17 protein-coding genes are annotated in these 15,426 nt (G+C 59.1%); 8 read left to right on the top strand and 9 right to left on the bottom strand.

What is annotated here, in order from left to right:
* The first annotated feature begins 117 nt into the window (after positions 1-117).
* Positions 118-630: a DUF1465 family protein gene (locus QZ869_RS01640; protein ID WP_296016545.1), complete on the top strand. Its 513-nt coding sequence runs from the start codon at positions 118-120 to the stop codon at positions 628-630.
* 511 nt (positions 631-1,141) lie between these two features.
* Here QZ869_RS01640 and QZ869_RS01635 read toward each other — a convergent pair.
* Together QZ869_RS01635 and rpmE are read right to left on the bottom strand one after the other, a co-directional pair.
* Positions 1,142-1,285 carry a hypothetical protein gene (locus QZ869_RS01635; protein WP_296016543.1) on the bottom strand — a complete coding sequence of 48 codons (144 nt, stop codon included), beginning with the start codon at positions 1,283-1,285 and terminating at the stop codon, positions 1,142-1,144.
* Positions 1,286-2,754: 1,469 nt separating this feature from the next.
* Entirely contained in the window at positions 2,755-2,976 is a 222-nt protein-coding gene (rpmE, locus tag QZ869_RS01630) for a 50S ribosomal protein L31 (RefSeq protein ID WP_093004267.1), read from the bottom strand.
* Between the two features lie 237 nt (positions 2,977-3,213).
* Between rpmE and QZ869_RS01625 the strand changes: the two genes are divergently transcribed.
* A complete protein-coding gene (locus QZ869_RS01625) occupies positions 3,214-5,022 on the top strand; it encodes an ABC transporter transmembrane domain-containing protein (protein ID WP_296096852.1) in 1,809 nt (602 codons plus the stop codon).
* 33 nt (positions 5,023-5,055) lie between these two features.
* On the opposite strand, the gene QZ869_RS01620 is transcribed toward QZ869_RS01625, so the two are convergent.
* From QZ869_RS01620 to QZ869_RS01600, 5 genes are all read right to left on the bottom strand, one after another.
* Positions 5,056-6,087, bottom strand: coding sequence for a peptidoglycan -binding protein (locus QZ869_RS01620; protein WP_296038398.1), 1,032 nt, complete (start codon positions 6,085-6,087; stop codon positions 5,056-5,058).
* Between the two features lie 2 nt (positions 6,088-6,089).
* Positions 6,090-7,115, bottom strand: coding sequence for a flagellar motor protein MotA (locus tag QZ869_RS01615; protein WP_296102174.1), 1,026 nt, complete (start codon positions 7,113-7,115; stop codon positions 6,090-6,092).
* 371 nt (positions 7,116-7,486) lie between these two features.
* Positions 7,487-8,287, bottom strand: coding sequence for an inositol monophosphatase family protein (locus QZ869_RS01610; protein ID WP_296102172.1), 801 nt, complete (start codon positions 8,285-8,287; stop codon positions 7,487-7,489).
* Positions 8,288-8,496: 209 nt separating this feature from the next.
* Positions 8,497-9,786 (bottom strand): tetratricopeptide repeat protein, encoded by a 1,290-nt coding sequence (locus QZ869_RS01605; RefSeq protein WP_296038396.1) that lies wholly within the window; start codon positions 9,784-9,786, stop codon positions 8,497-8,499.
* Between the two features lie 8 nt (positions 9,787-9,794).
* Complete coding sequence (locus tag QZ869_RS01600) at positions 9,795-10,448, bottom strand: thiamine phosphate synthase (RefSeq protein WP_296102171.1); 654 nt, start codon at positions 10,446-10,448, stop codon at positions 9,795-9,797.
* Positions 10,449-10,630: 182 nt separating this feature from the next.
* Here QZ869_RS01600 and QZ869_RS01595 point away from each other — a divergent pair, with 182 nt between their 5' ends.
* Positions 10,631-11,395: a sulfite exporter TauE/SafE family protein gene (locus tag QZ869_RS01595; RefSeq protein WP_296102169.1), complete on the top strand. Its 765-nt coding sequence runs from the start codon at positions 10,631-10,633 to the stop codon at positions 11,393-11,395.
* Positions 11,396-11,538: 143 nt separating this feature from the next.
* Here the strand turns inward: QZ869_RS01595 and QZ869_RS01590 are convergent, their stop codons facing one another.
* The gene (locus QZ869_RS01590; protein ID WP_296016512.1) at positions 11,539-11,715 is read right to left on the bottom strand and encodes a DUF465 domain-containing protein; all 177 of its coding nucleotides are present in this window, start codon (positions 11,713-11,715) and stop codon (positions 11,539-11,541) included.
* 236 nt (positions 11,716-11,951) lie between these two features.
* Between QZ869_RS01590 and QZ869_RS01585 the strand changes: the two genes are divergently transcribed.
* The 5 genes from QZ869_RS01585 (at position 11,952) to QZ869_RS01565 (ending at position 14,739) form a co-directional block, all read left to right on the top strand.
* Entirely contained in the window at positions 11,952-12,155 is a 204-nt protein-coding gene (locus QZ869_RS01585) for a DUF465 domain-containing protein (protein ID WP_296016511.1), read from the top strand.
* A 41-nt stretch (positions 12,156-12,196) separates the two neighbouring features.
* Positions 12,197-12,697, top strand: a complete 501-nt coding sequence (gene purE / locus QZ869_RS01580) for a 5-(carboxyamino)imidazole ribonucleotide mutase (RefSeq protein WP_296102167.1) — start codon at positions 12,197-12,199, stop codon at positions 12,695-12,697.
* Positions 12,694-13,773, top strand: a complete 1,080-nt coding sequence (locus QZ869_RS01575) for a 5-(carboxyamino)imidazole ribonucleotide synthase (RefSeq protein WP_296096857.1) — start codon at positions 12,694-12,696, stop codon at positions 13,771-13,773. Before purE ends, QZ869_RS01575 begins: the two co-directional genes overlap by 4 nt.
* A gap of 134 nt (positions 13,774-13,907) precedes the next feature.
* Positions 13,908-14,033 (top strand): type B 50S ribosomal protein L36, encoded by a 126-nt coding sequence (ykgO, locus tag QZ869_RS01570; protein WP_003497670.1) that lies wholly within the window; start codon positions 13,908-13,910, stop codon positions 14,031-14,033.
* Positions 14,034-14,133: 100 nt separating this feature from the next.
* Positions 14,134-14,739: a hypothetical protein gene (locus tag QZ869_RS01565; protein WP_296102165.1), complete on the top strand. Its 606-nt coding sequence runs from the start codon at positions 14,134-14,136 to the stop codon at positions 14,737-14,739.
* A 353-nt stretch (positions 14,740-15,092) separates the two neighbouring features.
* Here the strand turns inward: QZ869_RS01565 and QZ869_RS01560 are convergent, their stop codons facing one another.
* Positions 15,093-15,347: a DUF2312 domain-containing protein gene (locus tag QZ869_RS01560; RefSeq protein WP_296016498.1), complete on the bottom strand. Its 255-nt coding sequence runs from the start codon at positions 15,345-15,347 to the stop codon at positions 15,093-15,095.
* Positions 15,348-15,426 lie beyond the last annotated feature (79 nt).

The following is a 15,426-nucleotide window of genomic DNA, read 5'->3' as shown; positions in this document are numbered from 1 at the left end:
TAATAATCAGCTTGCGCATTTCAGCTATTGGTATCATCCTGAAAATACAAAGGCCGGAACAATTTACCCGCTAACTCCGTTGCCTCACCGTATCATGCGTAAGCAGGGATTAAAGAAATGTCGGAACAGGTTTTGAATACCATCAGCTTCGCCGGCCGCGCCGCAGCCTCGAACCAGTTCAAGACTCTCTATGCCGAGGGCATGGGCTTGGTGGAAGAAACGGCAAGCTACCTCGACGGCTCCGGTCGCGCGGCATCCAAGGTTCTCCCGCGCATGGCTTCGGTTCTCTACGCCGCAGAATCTATGCGCCTCACCACCCGCTTGATGCAGATGGCATCGTGGCTGCTGCTGCAGCGCGCCGTCAACAATGGCGAAATGACCCGCGATCAGGTTCTGAACGAAAAGAACAAGGTGCGCCTCGACAACTTTAACGTCGACCGCAACGCCCCAGGCTGGAACGATCTGCCGGAATCCTTCCGCGATCTGGTCGAGCGCTCGTTGCGCCTCCAGAACCGCGTTGCCCTTCTCGACCGCGAAATCTACCGCCCCACCGAGGCGAAGGTTCCCGACAACGAGAACAGCGTTCAGGCCCAGCTCAACCTGCTGCGCACCGCTTTCAACAGCAACTGATCGCGCAATTCCTATCGCATGATTTTGAAGAAGCAGGCTCCGGCCTGCTTTTTTGTTTGGCCGCAGTTTAAAGCTCGCTCGCAGCTACCCACCGTTCTGAGCCGGAGGCCGCGTGCCAACCTCTCATTGGGCGGCTTCGTAAAGTACCGGGTACCATCCTGGATCTGTTGTTTTGTGTTGAATCAAAACGTTCCGGACACGCGCGATGCGATAGCCAACAGGTTGGTTGCCGCCACGTCTGACGAAGCGATCACCCGGCGCATCTTAAGTTTCCGAGATAGGCCAGATTTCGAGCCGAAGCCGCATTAAGGAGTTGTCAACGATAGCGGAGCGTCTTTCGGCAAGCTGACTTCATTGATTAAAATCTTAACTCGAAAATATACTGAAATTTGTGGGGGTGCGGCCTAGCTATCGGTCCAATATTAACTTGGTGTGCCGCAGTGTTAGAAGCATTACTCCCTCCGTCTCCCGCATCTTCTACGAAAAGCTCCACTTCTGGATCGTCAGGCGCTCAGTCCGCCACCGGCACATCCGGGCCGGCGAAGAGCGAAGCTCCGTCATCATCCACCCCCACCAGCCAGAGTTCCTCTGCCCAGCCAACGGCGAGCACCCCTGCTCCCGCCGAACACAATGACACCGATACCGACGATGGCACGTATTCTCCTACGCCGTCTCAGCCAGTAGCAGAGGAACCATCCCCTGCTCAGGGCCAGGCAGGCGATGAGGATGCACCCTCGGCTGTAGAGAACAATAATTCCGGCTCCCAGCCGGCCCCGTCAAATGCTCCTGTTCAAAACAGCGAGGCCGCACCGACCGGCGCACAACAACAGCCAGAGAGCGACAATTCCCAGCCAATGGCGAGCACCCCTGCTCCCGCCGAAGACAATGACACCGATACCGACGACGCCACGTATTCTCCTACGCCGTCTCAGCCAGCCGCAGAGGAACCATCCCCTGCTCAGGGCCAGGCAGGTGATGAGGATGCCCCCTCGGCTGTAGAGAACAATAATTCCAGCTCCCAGCCGGCTCCGTCAGATGCTCCTGTTCAAAACAGCGAGGCCGCACCGACCGGCGCACAACAACAGCCAGAGAGCGACAATTCCCAGCCAGTTGCAACTGAAACGCCAGTCAGCGGCGAAGCGGGTAGCCGCCCCAGTTCTTCGGCGCAGGTTGAGAACAAAGACGCCAGCCCTTCTTCTCAATCTCAGACAGGCAGAGACTTGCCGCCACGCACAAGCTCTCCCGCTACAACGGCACCATCCTCTCAAGTGCCAGCGAGACGACCTGCGACGGCCGCTTTGTCCGATAAAGCTGAGGATGTTTACGGCGTCGACATTATCAAATCGAGATCGTCACAGCGCGCCCTTGCCGCTCAGGAGGATGCCGCAGAGACCGCAGCATATAACCGAGCAGTCGAGGTTCAAAGAGACCGCATTCTACGAGGGCTTATCGACGCCATGAACCCGTCGACCGGCCAAAGCAACTTGCTATCACATGACAGCAAGGAAGAACCAAAACAGAGTCTGATTGAAGTTTATTACGCGCAAGCTTGAAGTCACCACCGCTCAGAGGATTTGCCTTTCAGGATCACGTTCTGAAAGGCCCCAGTCTCCTCTCCCCTCGATGCATCGCATGACAGTGGACGGAGTGAGCCATCTCTCCGTGTTACCGGAAGCGCCGGACCAAGATTGGCTTGGAACACTTGTCCCTTCGCTACAGTGATTGGCCGGCACGTGCTTCGATGACTTTGCGAACTCCCTCCGCTGCCGAAAGCCGTCATCACCATCACGACGCCCGCCACCGCAACGAGGGCGGCGGCGATATCAGCAGGGCCACAATAGTCCCAAGTGCTGAAACCGCTCCTTCGGTATAGCTCACGGCTCCCGCGTCGAAATGGTCGTCGCGCAAGGCCAATGAGGGTGCGCAAACGGATCGTGCCGCCGAAAGCAAAACGTCCGGTTTCCGAAGCTCTGCTTGTCCTCCCATCAGACGCACAGTTCTCTATCGTCTTTGATCGACGCACCGTGCTTTATGGAAATCGATTCCAATTTTCAGGCCGATACTGCAGGCAACAAAAAACCCCGGATCGCTCCGAGGTTGTTTTGTAGTCCATAGTCAAACGGATTAGAGGCCGAGGCCGCCGAAACGCTTGTTGAACTTGGAAACGCGACCGCCGCGGTCCATCAGCTGCTGGTTGCCACCAGTCCAGGCCGGATGGGACTTGGGATCGATTTCGAGGTTCATAACTGCGCCCTCGGAACCCCAGGTCGAACGGGTTTCGTATTCGGTACCATCGGTCATGACAACTTTGATCATGTGATAGTCGGGATGGATTTCAGCCTTCATGACAATCTTCCTGCGTAAGTGGGTGCGGACCATTTGCCGCAATTGCGTCAACTGAGCCGATTCAATAAATGAAACCATGAGCCTTTCGGCCATGGCTTCCCAATTTGATGCGGAGCCTATACATGAAGGGCGCCGAGATAACAAGTGCCTGCCGGTCACGGCAAGACACATATCAAGACGCGAAAAAAGCGTTGCCGCCGGGCGTTACCGCCTCTGCGGCATGAAGGAGTGATGGACGTGGCAGACATTGAGGCACAGAAGCCGGCAGGGCGCAGAACCTTGAAACCTCTGGCGAGCCTCTTTCCCTATCTCAAGCGCTACCGCGGACTGGTTGCCGCCGCACTTTGCGCACTCGTTCTGTCTTCCGCCACTACGCTTGCCCTGCCGCTTGCCGTTCGCCGCATTATCGATCACGGCTTTGAAGCCACCGACGGCGCGATGATCAACAACTATTTCGCCATGCTTTTGGCGATCGCCATCGTTCTCGCGCTCGCCAGCGCCATGCGCTATTATTATGTGATGATTATCGGCGAGCGTGTCGTCACCGATCTGCGCCGTGATGTCTTTGCCCACCTCACCTCCTTGTCGCAGGCCTTCTTCGATACGAACCATTCCGGCGAGCTGACCTCGCGCCTGACCGCCGATACTGTGCAGATCCGCTCCGCTTTTGGCTCGTCTGCATCTGTGGCGCTGCGCAACACGCTGCTCTGTCTCGGGGCGGTCGCGATGATGGTCTATACCAGTCCGAAGCTTGCAGGTCTTGCGCTGCTGGCCATCCCCTTCATTGTCTTTCCGCTGATTGCCTTTGGCCGGTCGGTGCGCTTACGCTCCAGAAACACGCAGGATACGCTAGCCGCGTCCTCCGCCTTCGCCTCCGAAACGATTGCGGCAAGCCGCACCATCCAGTCCTTCAATGCCGAGCAACTGGCAAACAGCCGTTACGATGCGGCAGTGGAAAAGGCCTATCAAGGTGCGCGTGCTGCAATCAGCGCCCGCGCCATTCTGACGGCTGTCGCCATCAGTCTCGTCTTCGGCAGCGTCGTTGCGATCCTCTGGTATGGCGCGCAGAGTGTTTTGAGCGGCGCGATCTCCGGCGGCACGCTCAGCCAGTTCGTGCTCTATTCGGTCATCGCCGCAAGCTCGCTCGGTCAGCTTTCCGAAGTCTGGGGTGAGCTGTCGCAGGCAGGTGGTGCCGCCGAGCGCCTGTCCGAATTGCTGGAAGAAAGGTCTCCGGTCGAAGAACCCGCTGCACCCGTGTCGCTTCCCGTTCCGCCACGGGGCGAGGCAAGCTTCGAGCACGTGGCGTTTCATTATCCGAAAGGCGGCGGCAAGCCCATCATCTCGGACCTCTCCTTCCGGGTCGCCTCCGGGGAAACCGTGGCGATTGTCGGGCCTTCGGGTGCAGGAAAAAGCACTGTCTTTTCGCTTTTGATGCGCTTCTACGATCCTCAATCGGGTCTCATCACCATCGACGGTACCGATATCCGCACTGTCACGCTGAAAGACTTGCGCTCCAGGCTGGCCATCGTCCCGCAGGATGTCGCGATCTTCGCCTCTTCCATTCACGACAATATTGCCTTCGGCAGACCCGATGCGACGCGTGAGCAGGTTCAGGCTGCTGCGAAAGCCGCCCAGGCCGATGGCTTCATTGCAAGATTGCCCGAAAGCTACGATACCGTGGTGGGCGAACGTGGCGTCACACTTTCCGGCGGCCAACGCCAGCGCATCGCCATTGCCCGCGCCATTCTGCGCGACGCGCCGATCCTGCTCCTCGATGAAGCAACCTCGGCACTCGATGCCGAAAGCGAAACACTGGTGCAGAAGGCGCTGGATGAGCTCATCGCCAAGCGCACCACCATCGTCATCGCCCATCGGCTTGCGACCGTGCTGAAGGCCGACCGCATTCTGGTGATGGATGAAGGCCGCATCATCGAGGAAGGCACCCATCAAAGCCTGATCCGCCAGGGCGGTCTTTATGCCAAGCTTGCGCGCCTGCAATTCAACACAGGCGTCAACGACGACATTCCATTGGCGAAGTCCGTCTGAGAGCGCGCAGGCGCGCTCCCTCTTGATCCCCGCTCAGCGCTCGGTCAGTTTCAACTCGATGCGACGGTTCTGCGAACGCGCGTCCGGTGTGTCGCCTTCCGCCAGCGGCTGATATTCGCCAAAGCCTGCTGCGACCAGACGGTTGGCCGGCACACCCTTGGAAATCAGAAACTTGACCACCGATGTGGCTCGGGCCGACGAAAGCTCCCAGTTGTCGCGGAAGCGTCCGGAGCCTGACAACGGCACATTGTCGGTATGACCGTCTACCCGCAGCACCCAGTTGATTTCCGGCGGGATTTCCTTGGCAAGATCGATGAGCGCCGTGGCAAGCTTTGCCATCTCCACCTGCCCTTCCGGATTGAGATCCGTTCCGCCCGATGGGAACAGAACTTCGGACTGGAAGACGAAGCGGTCGCCGACGATGCGGATGTTCTCGCGGTCGGAGAGGATTTCACGCAGGCGCCCGAAGAAGTCCGAGCGGTAGCGGTTCAATTCCTGCACGCGCTGCGCCAGCGCCACATTGAGGCGGCGGCCTAGATCGGCAATCTTGACCTGAGATGAGGCATCCTTGGCCTCCGACGCCTGCAAGGCGGCTTCCACCGAGGCGATCTGGGCTCTGAGCGCTGCAATCTGCTGGTTCAGCAATTCGATCTGTGACGATGCTCTCGCACCGGCCTCGCGCGCATCCTCCAGCTCATTCGTCAACTGACCGACGCGGGCATTGGCAGCGGAACTGTTTCCGGCACCGGCATCGAGCAGCGCCTGCAGGCGCGAGCGCTCGCTTTCGGATGCGGCCAGTGTCGATTGCAGATTGGCAAGGGTGTCTTCAATATCTTGCTTGCTGCCCTTTTCCAGCGCCAGCAACTCGGTCAGTTCGGCAATCTGACTGTTAAGGCGGGTCAGAACCTCATCCTTGCCGGAAATTTCGCGCGAAAGCACGAACTGCGCCAGCACGAAGACGGTGAGCAGGAACATGATCGCCATCAAAAGCGTCGACAGCGCATCGACGAAGCCTGGCCAGTAATCCACGCCTCTGTCGCGGCGGCGGTTGCGCGCAAGCGCCATGGTCAATCGCTCCCGTTATCGTGCGGGAGGGAACGTTTGGACGCCGCCTTCTGGTCGGCATCAATGCGTGCGGTCAGACGGTCGAGCGTACGGCGCAGCGCCTTCGATTCCTCCTGCTGCGCTTCGATCCAGTCGCGCAGCATCTGCTGCTCGCCGCGCATATTCTTGACTAGCCCTTGAATGCCTTCGGCAAGATTATGCATGGCGGCAACCGAACGCTCGGTGCCAACCACGCTGCTGGCTGCGGCACGCTTGCCATCGACGAGAAGATCGGCGCCGGTATCGGTGACGGAAGACAGCCAGTTTTCCAGCTGCGTATAGAACCGGTTCTGCGCACGACCGGCCTGCAGATCGAGAAAACCGAGGATGAGCGAGCCGGAAAGACCGAGCAGCGAGGACGAAAACGCCGTGCCCATACCCGAGAGTGGCGCAGTCAGGCCGGATTTCAGCGACGATAGGATATCGGAGCTGTCGCCGGAACTCGGGTCCAACCCCTGAATAACACCACTAATGGCACCAATCGTGCCGATCAAACCCCAGAAGGTGCCGAGCAGACCGAGAAAGACCAGTAGACCGATCATATAACGCGACGTATCGCGCTGCTCATCCAGGCGCGTGGCGATGGAATCGAGGATCGAGCGCTGAGTGACGGCAGACACGCGCACTTCGCCGCGCTTGCCGATCAACGTGCGCATGGGCGCTAGAAGTTTTGGCGGACGGCCCGCCTTGTCGACGCTTCCGGCAGCCTGGAAATTATTGAACCAGCGCACTTCGGGACGCAGGTTGAAGATCTGCGTGAACACCAGAATGACGCCGATGGCGAGAACGCCGAGAATGAAACCGTTGAGGCCCGGATTGCTCATGAAGGCCGCTTCTGCCTGGCGGAACAAAATGGCAGCGATGAAGGCCACGATGATGAGAAAGATCAGCATCGTCCACAGGAACGGCGTCGGACTAGATAGCTTGTGGTGATAGTCTTTCGTCAGCGGTTTCTCGACGCCGACATCGAGCAGTTCCGTATCCGCCATAAACCCATTCCTCTGATGCTGCCACGACCATTGCCCCAGGACTTGAGGCGTCAGCATGGTTCGGAGCGGAAGCTAGAGTAAAAATACGACGAATTGAAGTGTAAAAGCCTTGAGAGAACAAAGCTTTTTGAGAGGAAGGCTCAGCTATTGTTCTATCATAAGGTACGAGATCGAACGCATGGGCATCATGGTGGAAGCGGCGAGTGTTAGAGCAAGGTCTCCTCAACCACCCTCATTCCTGTGCTTGTCACAGGAATCTGGCCGTCGCGCGTCGGCGCGACGAGTAACCATTGCTCCAGACCAAAGACTTGGACTGACTGGATTCCTATGACAAGCACAGGAATTCGGCACAGGGGCAACTCTAAGCCCTATCAGCGACCCGGAACCGGGCGGTTGACCACTTCCAGCAGAGCCTTCTGAATATACTCGTTGCCGGCAACCACACTGCGGCTTTCGAACATGCTGTTGGCGCCGCCCATGTCGGAGACGAAACCGCCAGCCTCACGGATGAGAACGATGCCCGCAGCAATATCCCAAGGCGACAGTTCCGCTTCCCAGAAGCCGTCGAAGCGGCCAGCTGCGACATAAGCGAGATCGAGCGCTGCCGCACCCATGCGGCGCACGCCCGCGGTTTCGCCCATAACGTGGCGAAGCTCGACGAGGAACTTGCCGTGGTTGCCGCGCCCCAGATGCGGAACGCCGCAGCAGACGACGCTGTCGGAAAGTTGCTTGCGGGCTGCCACGCGAATGCGGCGGTCATTGAGGAATGCCCCGCCGCCACGCTCTGCGGTGTAGAGCTCATCCGTTGCCGGGTTGAAGATGACGCCTGCGACGATTTCGCCGCTACGCTCCAGACCGATGGAAACGCCAAATTGCGGAATGCCATGCAGGAAGTTGGTGGTGCCGTCCAGCGGATCGACGATCCAGCGATGCGCGCCATCGGTGCCGATTTCCTCGCCGCCTTCTTCGCCGAGGAAGCCATAGGTGGGACGCGCCTTCATCAGCTCGTCACGAACGATCTTTTCGGCCTTAAGATCGGCCTGAGAAACGAAGTCGCTCGGTCCCTTGACCGATACCTGAAGGTTCTGCACTTCACCGAAGTCACGCGCCAAAGACTTTCCCGCCTTCAGGGCGGCCTGAACCATGACATTGAGAAGGGCTGAACGGGCCATGAAAACATTCCTGGAAGGTGGCTGAACCTGCCGGACAGAAGCGGACAGGCAGGCATATCGGTTTCTATTTTAGGTTTGCGGGTTCAAGACCACAAAACGCGCCGAAATTCAAGGCTAAAGCATGCCGCGTAAAAGTGTGAGTCGGTTTTACGGTAACCACATGCGATGAGACGAAGCATGTCGCGAAACACTGTGCGGCGGTTTTGCCGTCAGTTGGGCCGGAACTTGTTGGCTGCATCGATCGCCTTCTTCTGCTGATCGTCCTCGATGCCGAGATAGAAATCTTCCAGTGCCGGGTCTTTAAGGCCAGCGCGGCGCGACAGCACATACCACTTGGCTGCCTCGACGGGGTCCGGGCGGGTTCCCAGCGCCTGGATGTAGAGATGCGCGACCTTGTTCTGCGCCACCACATTGCCCCGCTGGGCGGCTCCGTTGAGCCAGCGGAAACCTTCCTCCAGATCGCGCTCACCACCCGTACCATTGACCAGCCAGATGCCAAGATCGACCTGCGCGGTATCGAAGCCTGCCTTTGCCGCCCGCGTCAGCCATTCGCGCGCTTTCGCCTTCTTGTCCTTCGGCACTTCGGGTACGTTCAGGTAGATTTGCGAAACGGCATATTGCGCATCCGCCACGCCCTTCTCCGCCGAGGTTTCGTAGAAAGGCAGTGCCGCCATCAGACCCGCTGGCCCTGGCGTCTGCGAAACGAGTATCTGAGCCCAGTTGAAGGCGGCCTCCGGATTTCCGGATTCGGCAGCGCGGCGCATGTAGTCGTCCGCCAGCGTCTTATCGTGCTTGGCAAGCCTGCCTTCCATGAGGATCAGCGCGTATTTGAACATGGCGACCGGATCGCCGTTCTTGGCGGCCTGCTCGTACCAGAAGGCGGCAGTCTTTTCATCGCGGGCGATGCCAAGGCCGCGGCTCATCATTTCCGCCACCAGCGTCTGCGCCGCCGCGTCGCCCTCTTGCGCGCGGGTCAGCGCCTTGTCCAGAGCCTGCACATATTCGCCGCGCTGATAATGACCATAGGCCTCATCGACCTTGCCCTTGAATTCCTTTTCCGCCGGCAGTGGCGGAAGCTCCGCACCCATGCGCTGATAAACGGTGACACCTTGGGAGGGCTGCAAATCCTTCTGCTCTCCACCGGTGACGCGCCCTTTGCGCAGCGGGTCGGCATCCTTGTCAGCCGGTCGGGACAATACGTCCGGTGCCTGGCTTGCCGCCGGTCCGAAATCGGTATCTTCGTCACTAGCACCCTCGCCGCCTGCACTCTCACCCCCACCTGCCTGTGGCTGAAGACCAGGCAGAAGATCGGCATTCGGCTGCGGCTGGCCTTGGGGCTGGCCTTGCTGCGGCGCTGGCTGCTGACCGACAGCACGTGTCTGTGGCTTGGGCTGCTGGCTATCGCCCTGCCCCTGCGCAAAGGCAGGTGCCGCGATCAGGGCGGAAGCAAGGGCCAGAAGCGAGGCCGATCGGGAAAGGCGAAGCAAGCGAAGGATCATCGCCCGTATCAACCGCCAAACCGTGGCGCTTTTTCGTCAAGCAATGCATTGGCTTCTGCAACGGCCTGCGCCGCACCACCCGCATGGCCGAAGACGGCCTGACGCAGGGCCACGAATTCAACGCCGCTTTCGGCCACCGCAACCACCGAAGCCACATCCGAACCGCCCATGACGATCGCCGGAATTTCAATCATCGACGCCCACCATTCGCCAAGTGCGACGTTTTTCGGGTGCGGCTCGGGCTTGATATCGCCTTCCAGCTTGCCGAAGAAGATGTAATCCGGGTTCGCTTCGCCCTGCTCCAGCGCCTTGTGCCGATCATCGGCATTGCCGCCGCCGACGATCAGCTTTGGCGTGAATTTTTCAACAGCTTCGGCAAGTGGCTCCAGGCCGCCCACCACATGCAGACCGTCGGCCTTCACCCGGCCAGCCACGCGGCTGTCACCGGCTACCAATGCCGCCGCCCCTGCCGCCTGCACGATCGGCACTAGCACTTCCGCACGCTTCTGGAACCTGTCGTCATCGAGCGCGTATTGCGGAATGATGACGGAGGCGACATCGCCGCCCCTGAGGGCATCCTCCAGCGCCTTGGCTTGCAGGCCAGCATCTTCGCCTTGCGGCACGATCAGAACCAGGCGGCAGCGATCTTCAGGAGAACCCATGATTTTTCCATTTCCCGCAGAAAGAACGCTTCATCGCCAATCTGCACTCGTTTTCACATCCCTTTTCCGATAAACCGGACTGCACGAAGGATCAACAGTCGATCGCCGGACTCTTTGCGGTCTTTCCGCTCCTGCCCGCCTGGAAATTCACCTCCCATCGCCTCGCTCATCAAGTCTCAGCCATGTCTCTCGATCTCCATTTCTTCCTTGTTGCCATACCCGCCGTCATTCTGGTCGGCCTGTCGAAAGGCGGGCTTGGCGGTGCCTTGGCTCTCATGGGCGTACCGCTGATGGCGCTTGCCGTGCCGCCGGTGCAGGCGGCAGCCATCTTCCTGCCCATCCTGATCGTCATGGATCTGGTGGCTCTCTGGGCATGGCGCCACCATAACCACCGCAAGACGCTGCTTTTGATGCTGCCGGGCGCCCTTGCGGGCATCGCGCTCGGCTGGGCCACCTCGACGCTGATTTCGCCCAATGCCATGCGGCTCGTGGTAGCCGCCGTCACCATCATCTTCGTGTTGCGCTATTTCTATGAATCCTACCGCATGCGCGGCGGACATGAGATTGCACCAAAGCCGCAACGACCGGCAGCGGCGACGCTCTGGTCCAGCCTTTCCGGCTATGCCAGCTTCGTGGCGCATGCGGGCGGCCCACCCTTCCAGATCTATGTGCTGCCGCTGAAACTGGACCCCAAGACCTATACCGGAATGAGCGTGCGTTTCTTCGCCATCATGAACGCGGTCAAACTCATCCCCTATTTTGCACTTGGTGCGCTGGATTCCACCAACCTCACCACCTCCGCGACGCTTCTGCCGGTGGCGATGATTGCCACATTTGCCGGTGCCAAAGTAGTCAAATATATGAAGCCTGCCGTCTTCTACCCCCTGATGTACGGCATGGCCTTCATCGCTGCCCTGAAGCTCTTATGGGATGGCCTCGCTGCCTGATGGTGCAGCGACTGGAAAAAGCGCCTTTTTCTTTAAGACGCCGCCAGCAAAAAGGCCCTGATCGCGCTATGCAACCAGGGCCTCGAACTTTTGCCGCTTCTCAGGCGCCGCCAGCGCCCTGCGGCCTCAATAATCATTGATAATCAATGTTTCGTGGTCGCTTTCAGCCTCTGCAACTCGTCTTTCAGGCGCAGCTTTCTGCGTTTAATGTCTGCAATCTCCCGGTCGTCGGAAGATGGGGAAGCAAGAATACTTTCGAGCTCCTCCTCCAGAGCACCGTGTTTCTTTTCGAGCGATGCAATATGAGCCTGAATGGTCATGCGGCACGTCCTTCCTAGTTGAACCTACCTCCAGCTCTCCAATCGCTGGAGTTTCAGGTTTACGACACCAATGTGACATGGAAAGCGAGGTTTGTCGAAGGCGAAATCGAGGCAATAGTGCGGCAAAAATGCTGGCAAGGAAAACTTCCCGTTACTGCCATTTGATGGTACAGGCACGAGGACGAATAACAAACATGCCGGATGGCGGTCCGGTTCATTACAATGGGGACGACGAGATGCCCGACCAGGAACAGGCGGACGTCCGGCTTACGCTGGCAAGGCTGAGGCAGGAGCACGAGGACTACGACGCGGCCATCAACGCGATGATCCAGACCAGTTGCGAAGCGCTCAGAATTCAAAGAATGAAAAAGAAGAAGCTGGCGATCAAAGACAAGATGACCCAGATCGAAGATCAGATCATCCCGGATATCATCGCCTGATAAACCCTGACGCCCAAAGTCTCTGGACAAGGAGAGGCCGCTTGACCACCGAAATTCCGCCCGTCGCCATCATCATGGGAAGCCAGTCGGACTGGGAAACCATGAAGAACGCCGCCGATACGCTGGACGCGCTCGACATCGAATATGAGGCGCGCATCGTGTCCGCCCACCGCACGCCGGAACGGATGTTCGATTTCGCAACGAATGCGAAAGACGAAGGCTTCAAGGTCATCATCGCCGGTGCAGGCGGTGCCGCCCACCTGCCAGGCATGACGGCGGCGCTCACGCCTCTTCCGGTCTTTGGCGTGCCCGTTCAGTCGAAAACCATGTCCGGTCAGGACAGCCTCTATTCGATCGTGCAGATGCCGGCAGGTATTCCGGTCGGCACACTTGCCATCGGCAAGGCAGGCGCCATCAACGCAGCCCTTCTCGCTGCCGCCGTGCTGGCGCTTTCGGATGAAGATTTGGCCGACCGGCTGGACAATTACCGCGCCCGCCAGACTGCGATCGTTGCTGAATACCCCATGGACGCGCCGCAATGAAATCCTCCACCATCGGTATCATCGGCGGCGGCCAGCTTGGCCGCATGCTGGCCATGGCAGCCGCCCGTCTCAACTTCCGCACCGTCGTGCTGGAGCCACAGGCCGATTGCCCGGCGGCCCAGGTCTGTAATCGCCAGATCGTCGCGGCTTACGATGACGAGAAGGCTTTGGCCGAACTCGCAAGCCTCTGCGATGTCGTGACCTACGAATTTGAGAACGTGCCCGTCGTTGCCGCGGAAACGCTTGCCGCCTCCGTGCCGGTCTATCCACCGGCTGAGGCGCTGAGCGCCTCGCAGGATCGCCTGACGGAAAAGCGCTTCCTCAATGGTTGCGGCATTCCGACAGCAGATTTCCGCGCCGTCGACGATCAGGCGGGCCTGGAAGCGGCACTTGCGGAGTTTGGCGGCAAAGGCGTGCTGAAGACCCGGCGCATGGGCTATGACGGCAAGGGCCAGCGCGTCTTCAAGGGCGGCGAAGACCTGACCGGTGCCTTCGATGCGCTTGGCAAGGTGCCGCTGATTCTGGAAAGCTTCGTTGCTTTCGAGCGTGAGATTTCCATCATCGCTGCGCGTTTTCAGGATGGCACCGTCACCTGTTACGATCCGGCCGAAAACGTTCACCTGAACGGCATTCTCCATACCTCGACGATCCCCGCCGATCTCTCTGACGCGGCTAGGGCGGTCGCGGTGGAATCGGCGCAGAAGCTACTTGCTGCGCTCAACTATATCGGCGTCGTCGGTATCGAGTTCTTCGTGCTGGCGGATGGTTCGCTGGTTGCCAATGAGATGGCGCCGCGTGTCCACAATACCGGCCACTGGACGGAAGCGGCTTGTGTGGTTTCGCAGTTCGAGCAGCATATCCGCGCAGTCTCAGGGCTCGCGCCCGGCAGCACTCAGCGTCATTCCGATTGTGTGATGACCAATCTGATTGGCGACGACATCGACAGCGTTCCAGAATGGCTTGCCCAAAAAGACTGTCTCGTGCATCTTTACGGCAAGACGGAAGCCCGTCCGGGCCGCAAGATGGGCCATGTGACGCAACTCACCAACGCTGGAAAGCCGGGGTTTTCCCGGTAAAAGCTTGCGTAGCGTGTTGACAGGCCGGTGCCGACAGGGTATCTGCCTGCCAACCGAAAAAGGCGCGCCCCGTTGCGCGCTTTTGATTGTTTAGATTATGCGTGCGAAAGCCCGCCAAACTGCGGACCAGAAAAATGAAGATCAAGAACTCGCTCAAAGCGCTTAAGGCTCGTCACCGCGACAACCGTCTGGTTCGCCGCAAGGGCCGCGTCTACATCATCAACAAGCAGAACCCACGCTTCAAGGCTCGTCAGGGCTGATTGCGTTTCTGAGGTGTTCCGTCTGAAAAAGCGGTTCACTTTGTTGATAGCAGACAGAATTCGATTTCCTAATTGGCGCATACGGATTATCGTGATCCGCATGCGCCAATTTCGTTTTTGTGCCTTTCTCCTCGCTTCGCTCAGCCCGCTTGCCTCGGCCACGGCCTTTACCGCCCATGCCGCAGAGCCCGTAGCGGCAACGCCTCAAACGGAGCAGCCTGCTCCCAAAGATCCCGTCGGCGATCTCTTCAACAACCTGAAGAAGGAGCGCGACGCCAAGAAGGCACGCGTCATCGCCACCGAAATCGTTGGCCAGTGGAGCGATTCCGGCAGCCCCACCATCAACCTGTTGATGAAATGGGCAGAGGAAGCCAGCGACGAAAAGCGCAGTGCTGCGGCTTACGACTTCCTGGATCAGGCCATCTTCCTCGACCCCGACTTCGCCGGCGCCTGGTACCGCCGCGCCATGGTCCATCTGGCAGACGGCGACACCCGCAAGGCTATGGCGGACCTCAACAGCACGCTGGAAAAAGAACCCCGATTCTTCCCTGCGCTTTCAGGCCTCGCCAATATTCTCGAAAGCTCCGAGCGCAATGAGACGGCAATGAAAGTCTGGGAGCGCTATCTGGCACTTTATCCTGCGGATAAGGACGCGCAGAAGGAAATGAGCGAGCTTTCGGAGAAGCTGGCGGGTACGCGGAGTTAACCGGCTTGGTGCTTCTGCTGCGCTGTGTCAGGTGTCGTTAAGGGCCGCTTGGCAATCTGCGCATTCACTGCCGATTTGCGGCAACTGCCCAGAGCCCGCACCTTAGCCGTATCACACCAACATCGACCCCATTCGCGGCGTCATCCTAGGGCTTGACCCGACGACGCATAGCCTGCCAGCAGATCGAAGATAGATGGATGCTCGGGTCAGGCCCGAGCATGACGGAGGGCAATGTTAGCACGCGCACAACGATCCGACTGTAAGGATCGACTCTCTCGCCTAAACCAACGCCACAAAGCAAAATCGCCGCAGAAGCGGCGATTTAACAGATCAACCATGGCTGAGCCCGAGGCTCACTCCATGCCGAGTGCTGCCATATAGGTCTGAAGAATGGTCTCTTCCTCGATACGCTCATTGGCGTCCTTCTTGCGAAGGCGAATGATGGTGCGGATCGCCTTGGTGTCGTAACCACGGCCCTTGGCCTCGCCCATGACATCCTTGATATCGCCCTGGATTGCCGCTTTCTCTTCCTCGAGGCGCTCGACACGCTCGATGAATTGACGCAGTTCGGCGGCGGCGACGGTTTCGGTTGTGGGTGTATCGTCCATTCGATGATCCTTTAATATCTCGGCTCGTTCAGGAGCCCGTTCGGTGTGCGGCGGCATGGCCGCCTGCTGCCCGTGAAAG

Origin of the sequence: uncultured Agrobacterium sp., from assembly GCF_913777885.1 — a bacterium.
Taxonomy (GTDB): domain Bacteria; phylum Pseudomonadota; class Alphaproteobacteria; order Rhizobiales; family Rhizobiaceae; genus Agrobacterium.
Note: the sequence above shows the minus strand (reverse complement) of the source record. Positions and strands in the feature narration are given on the sequence as shown.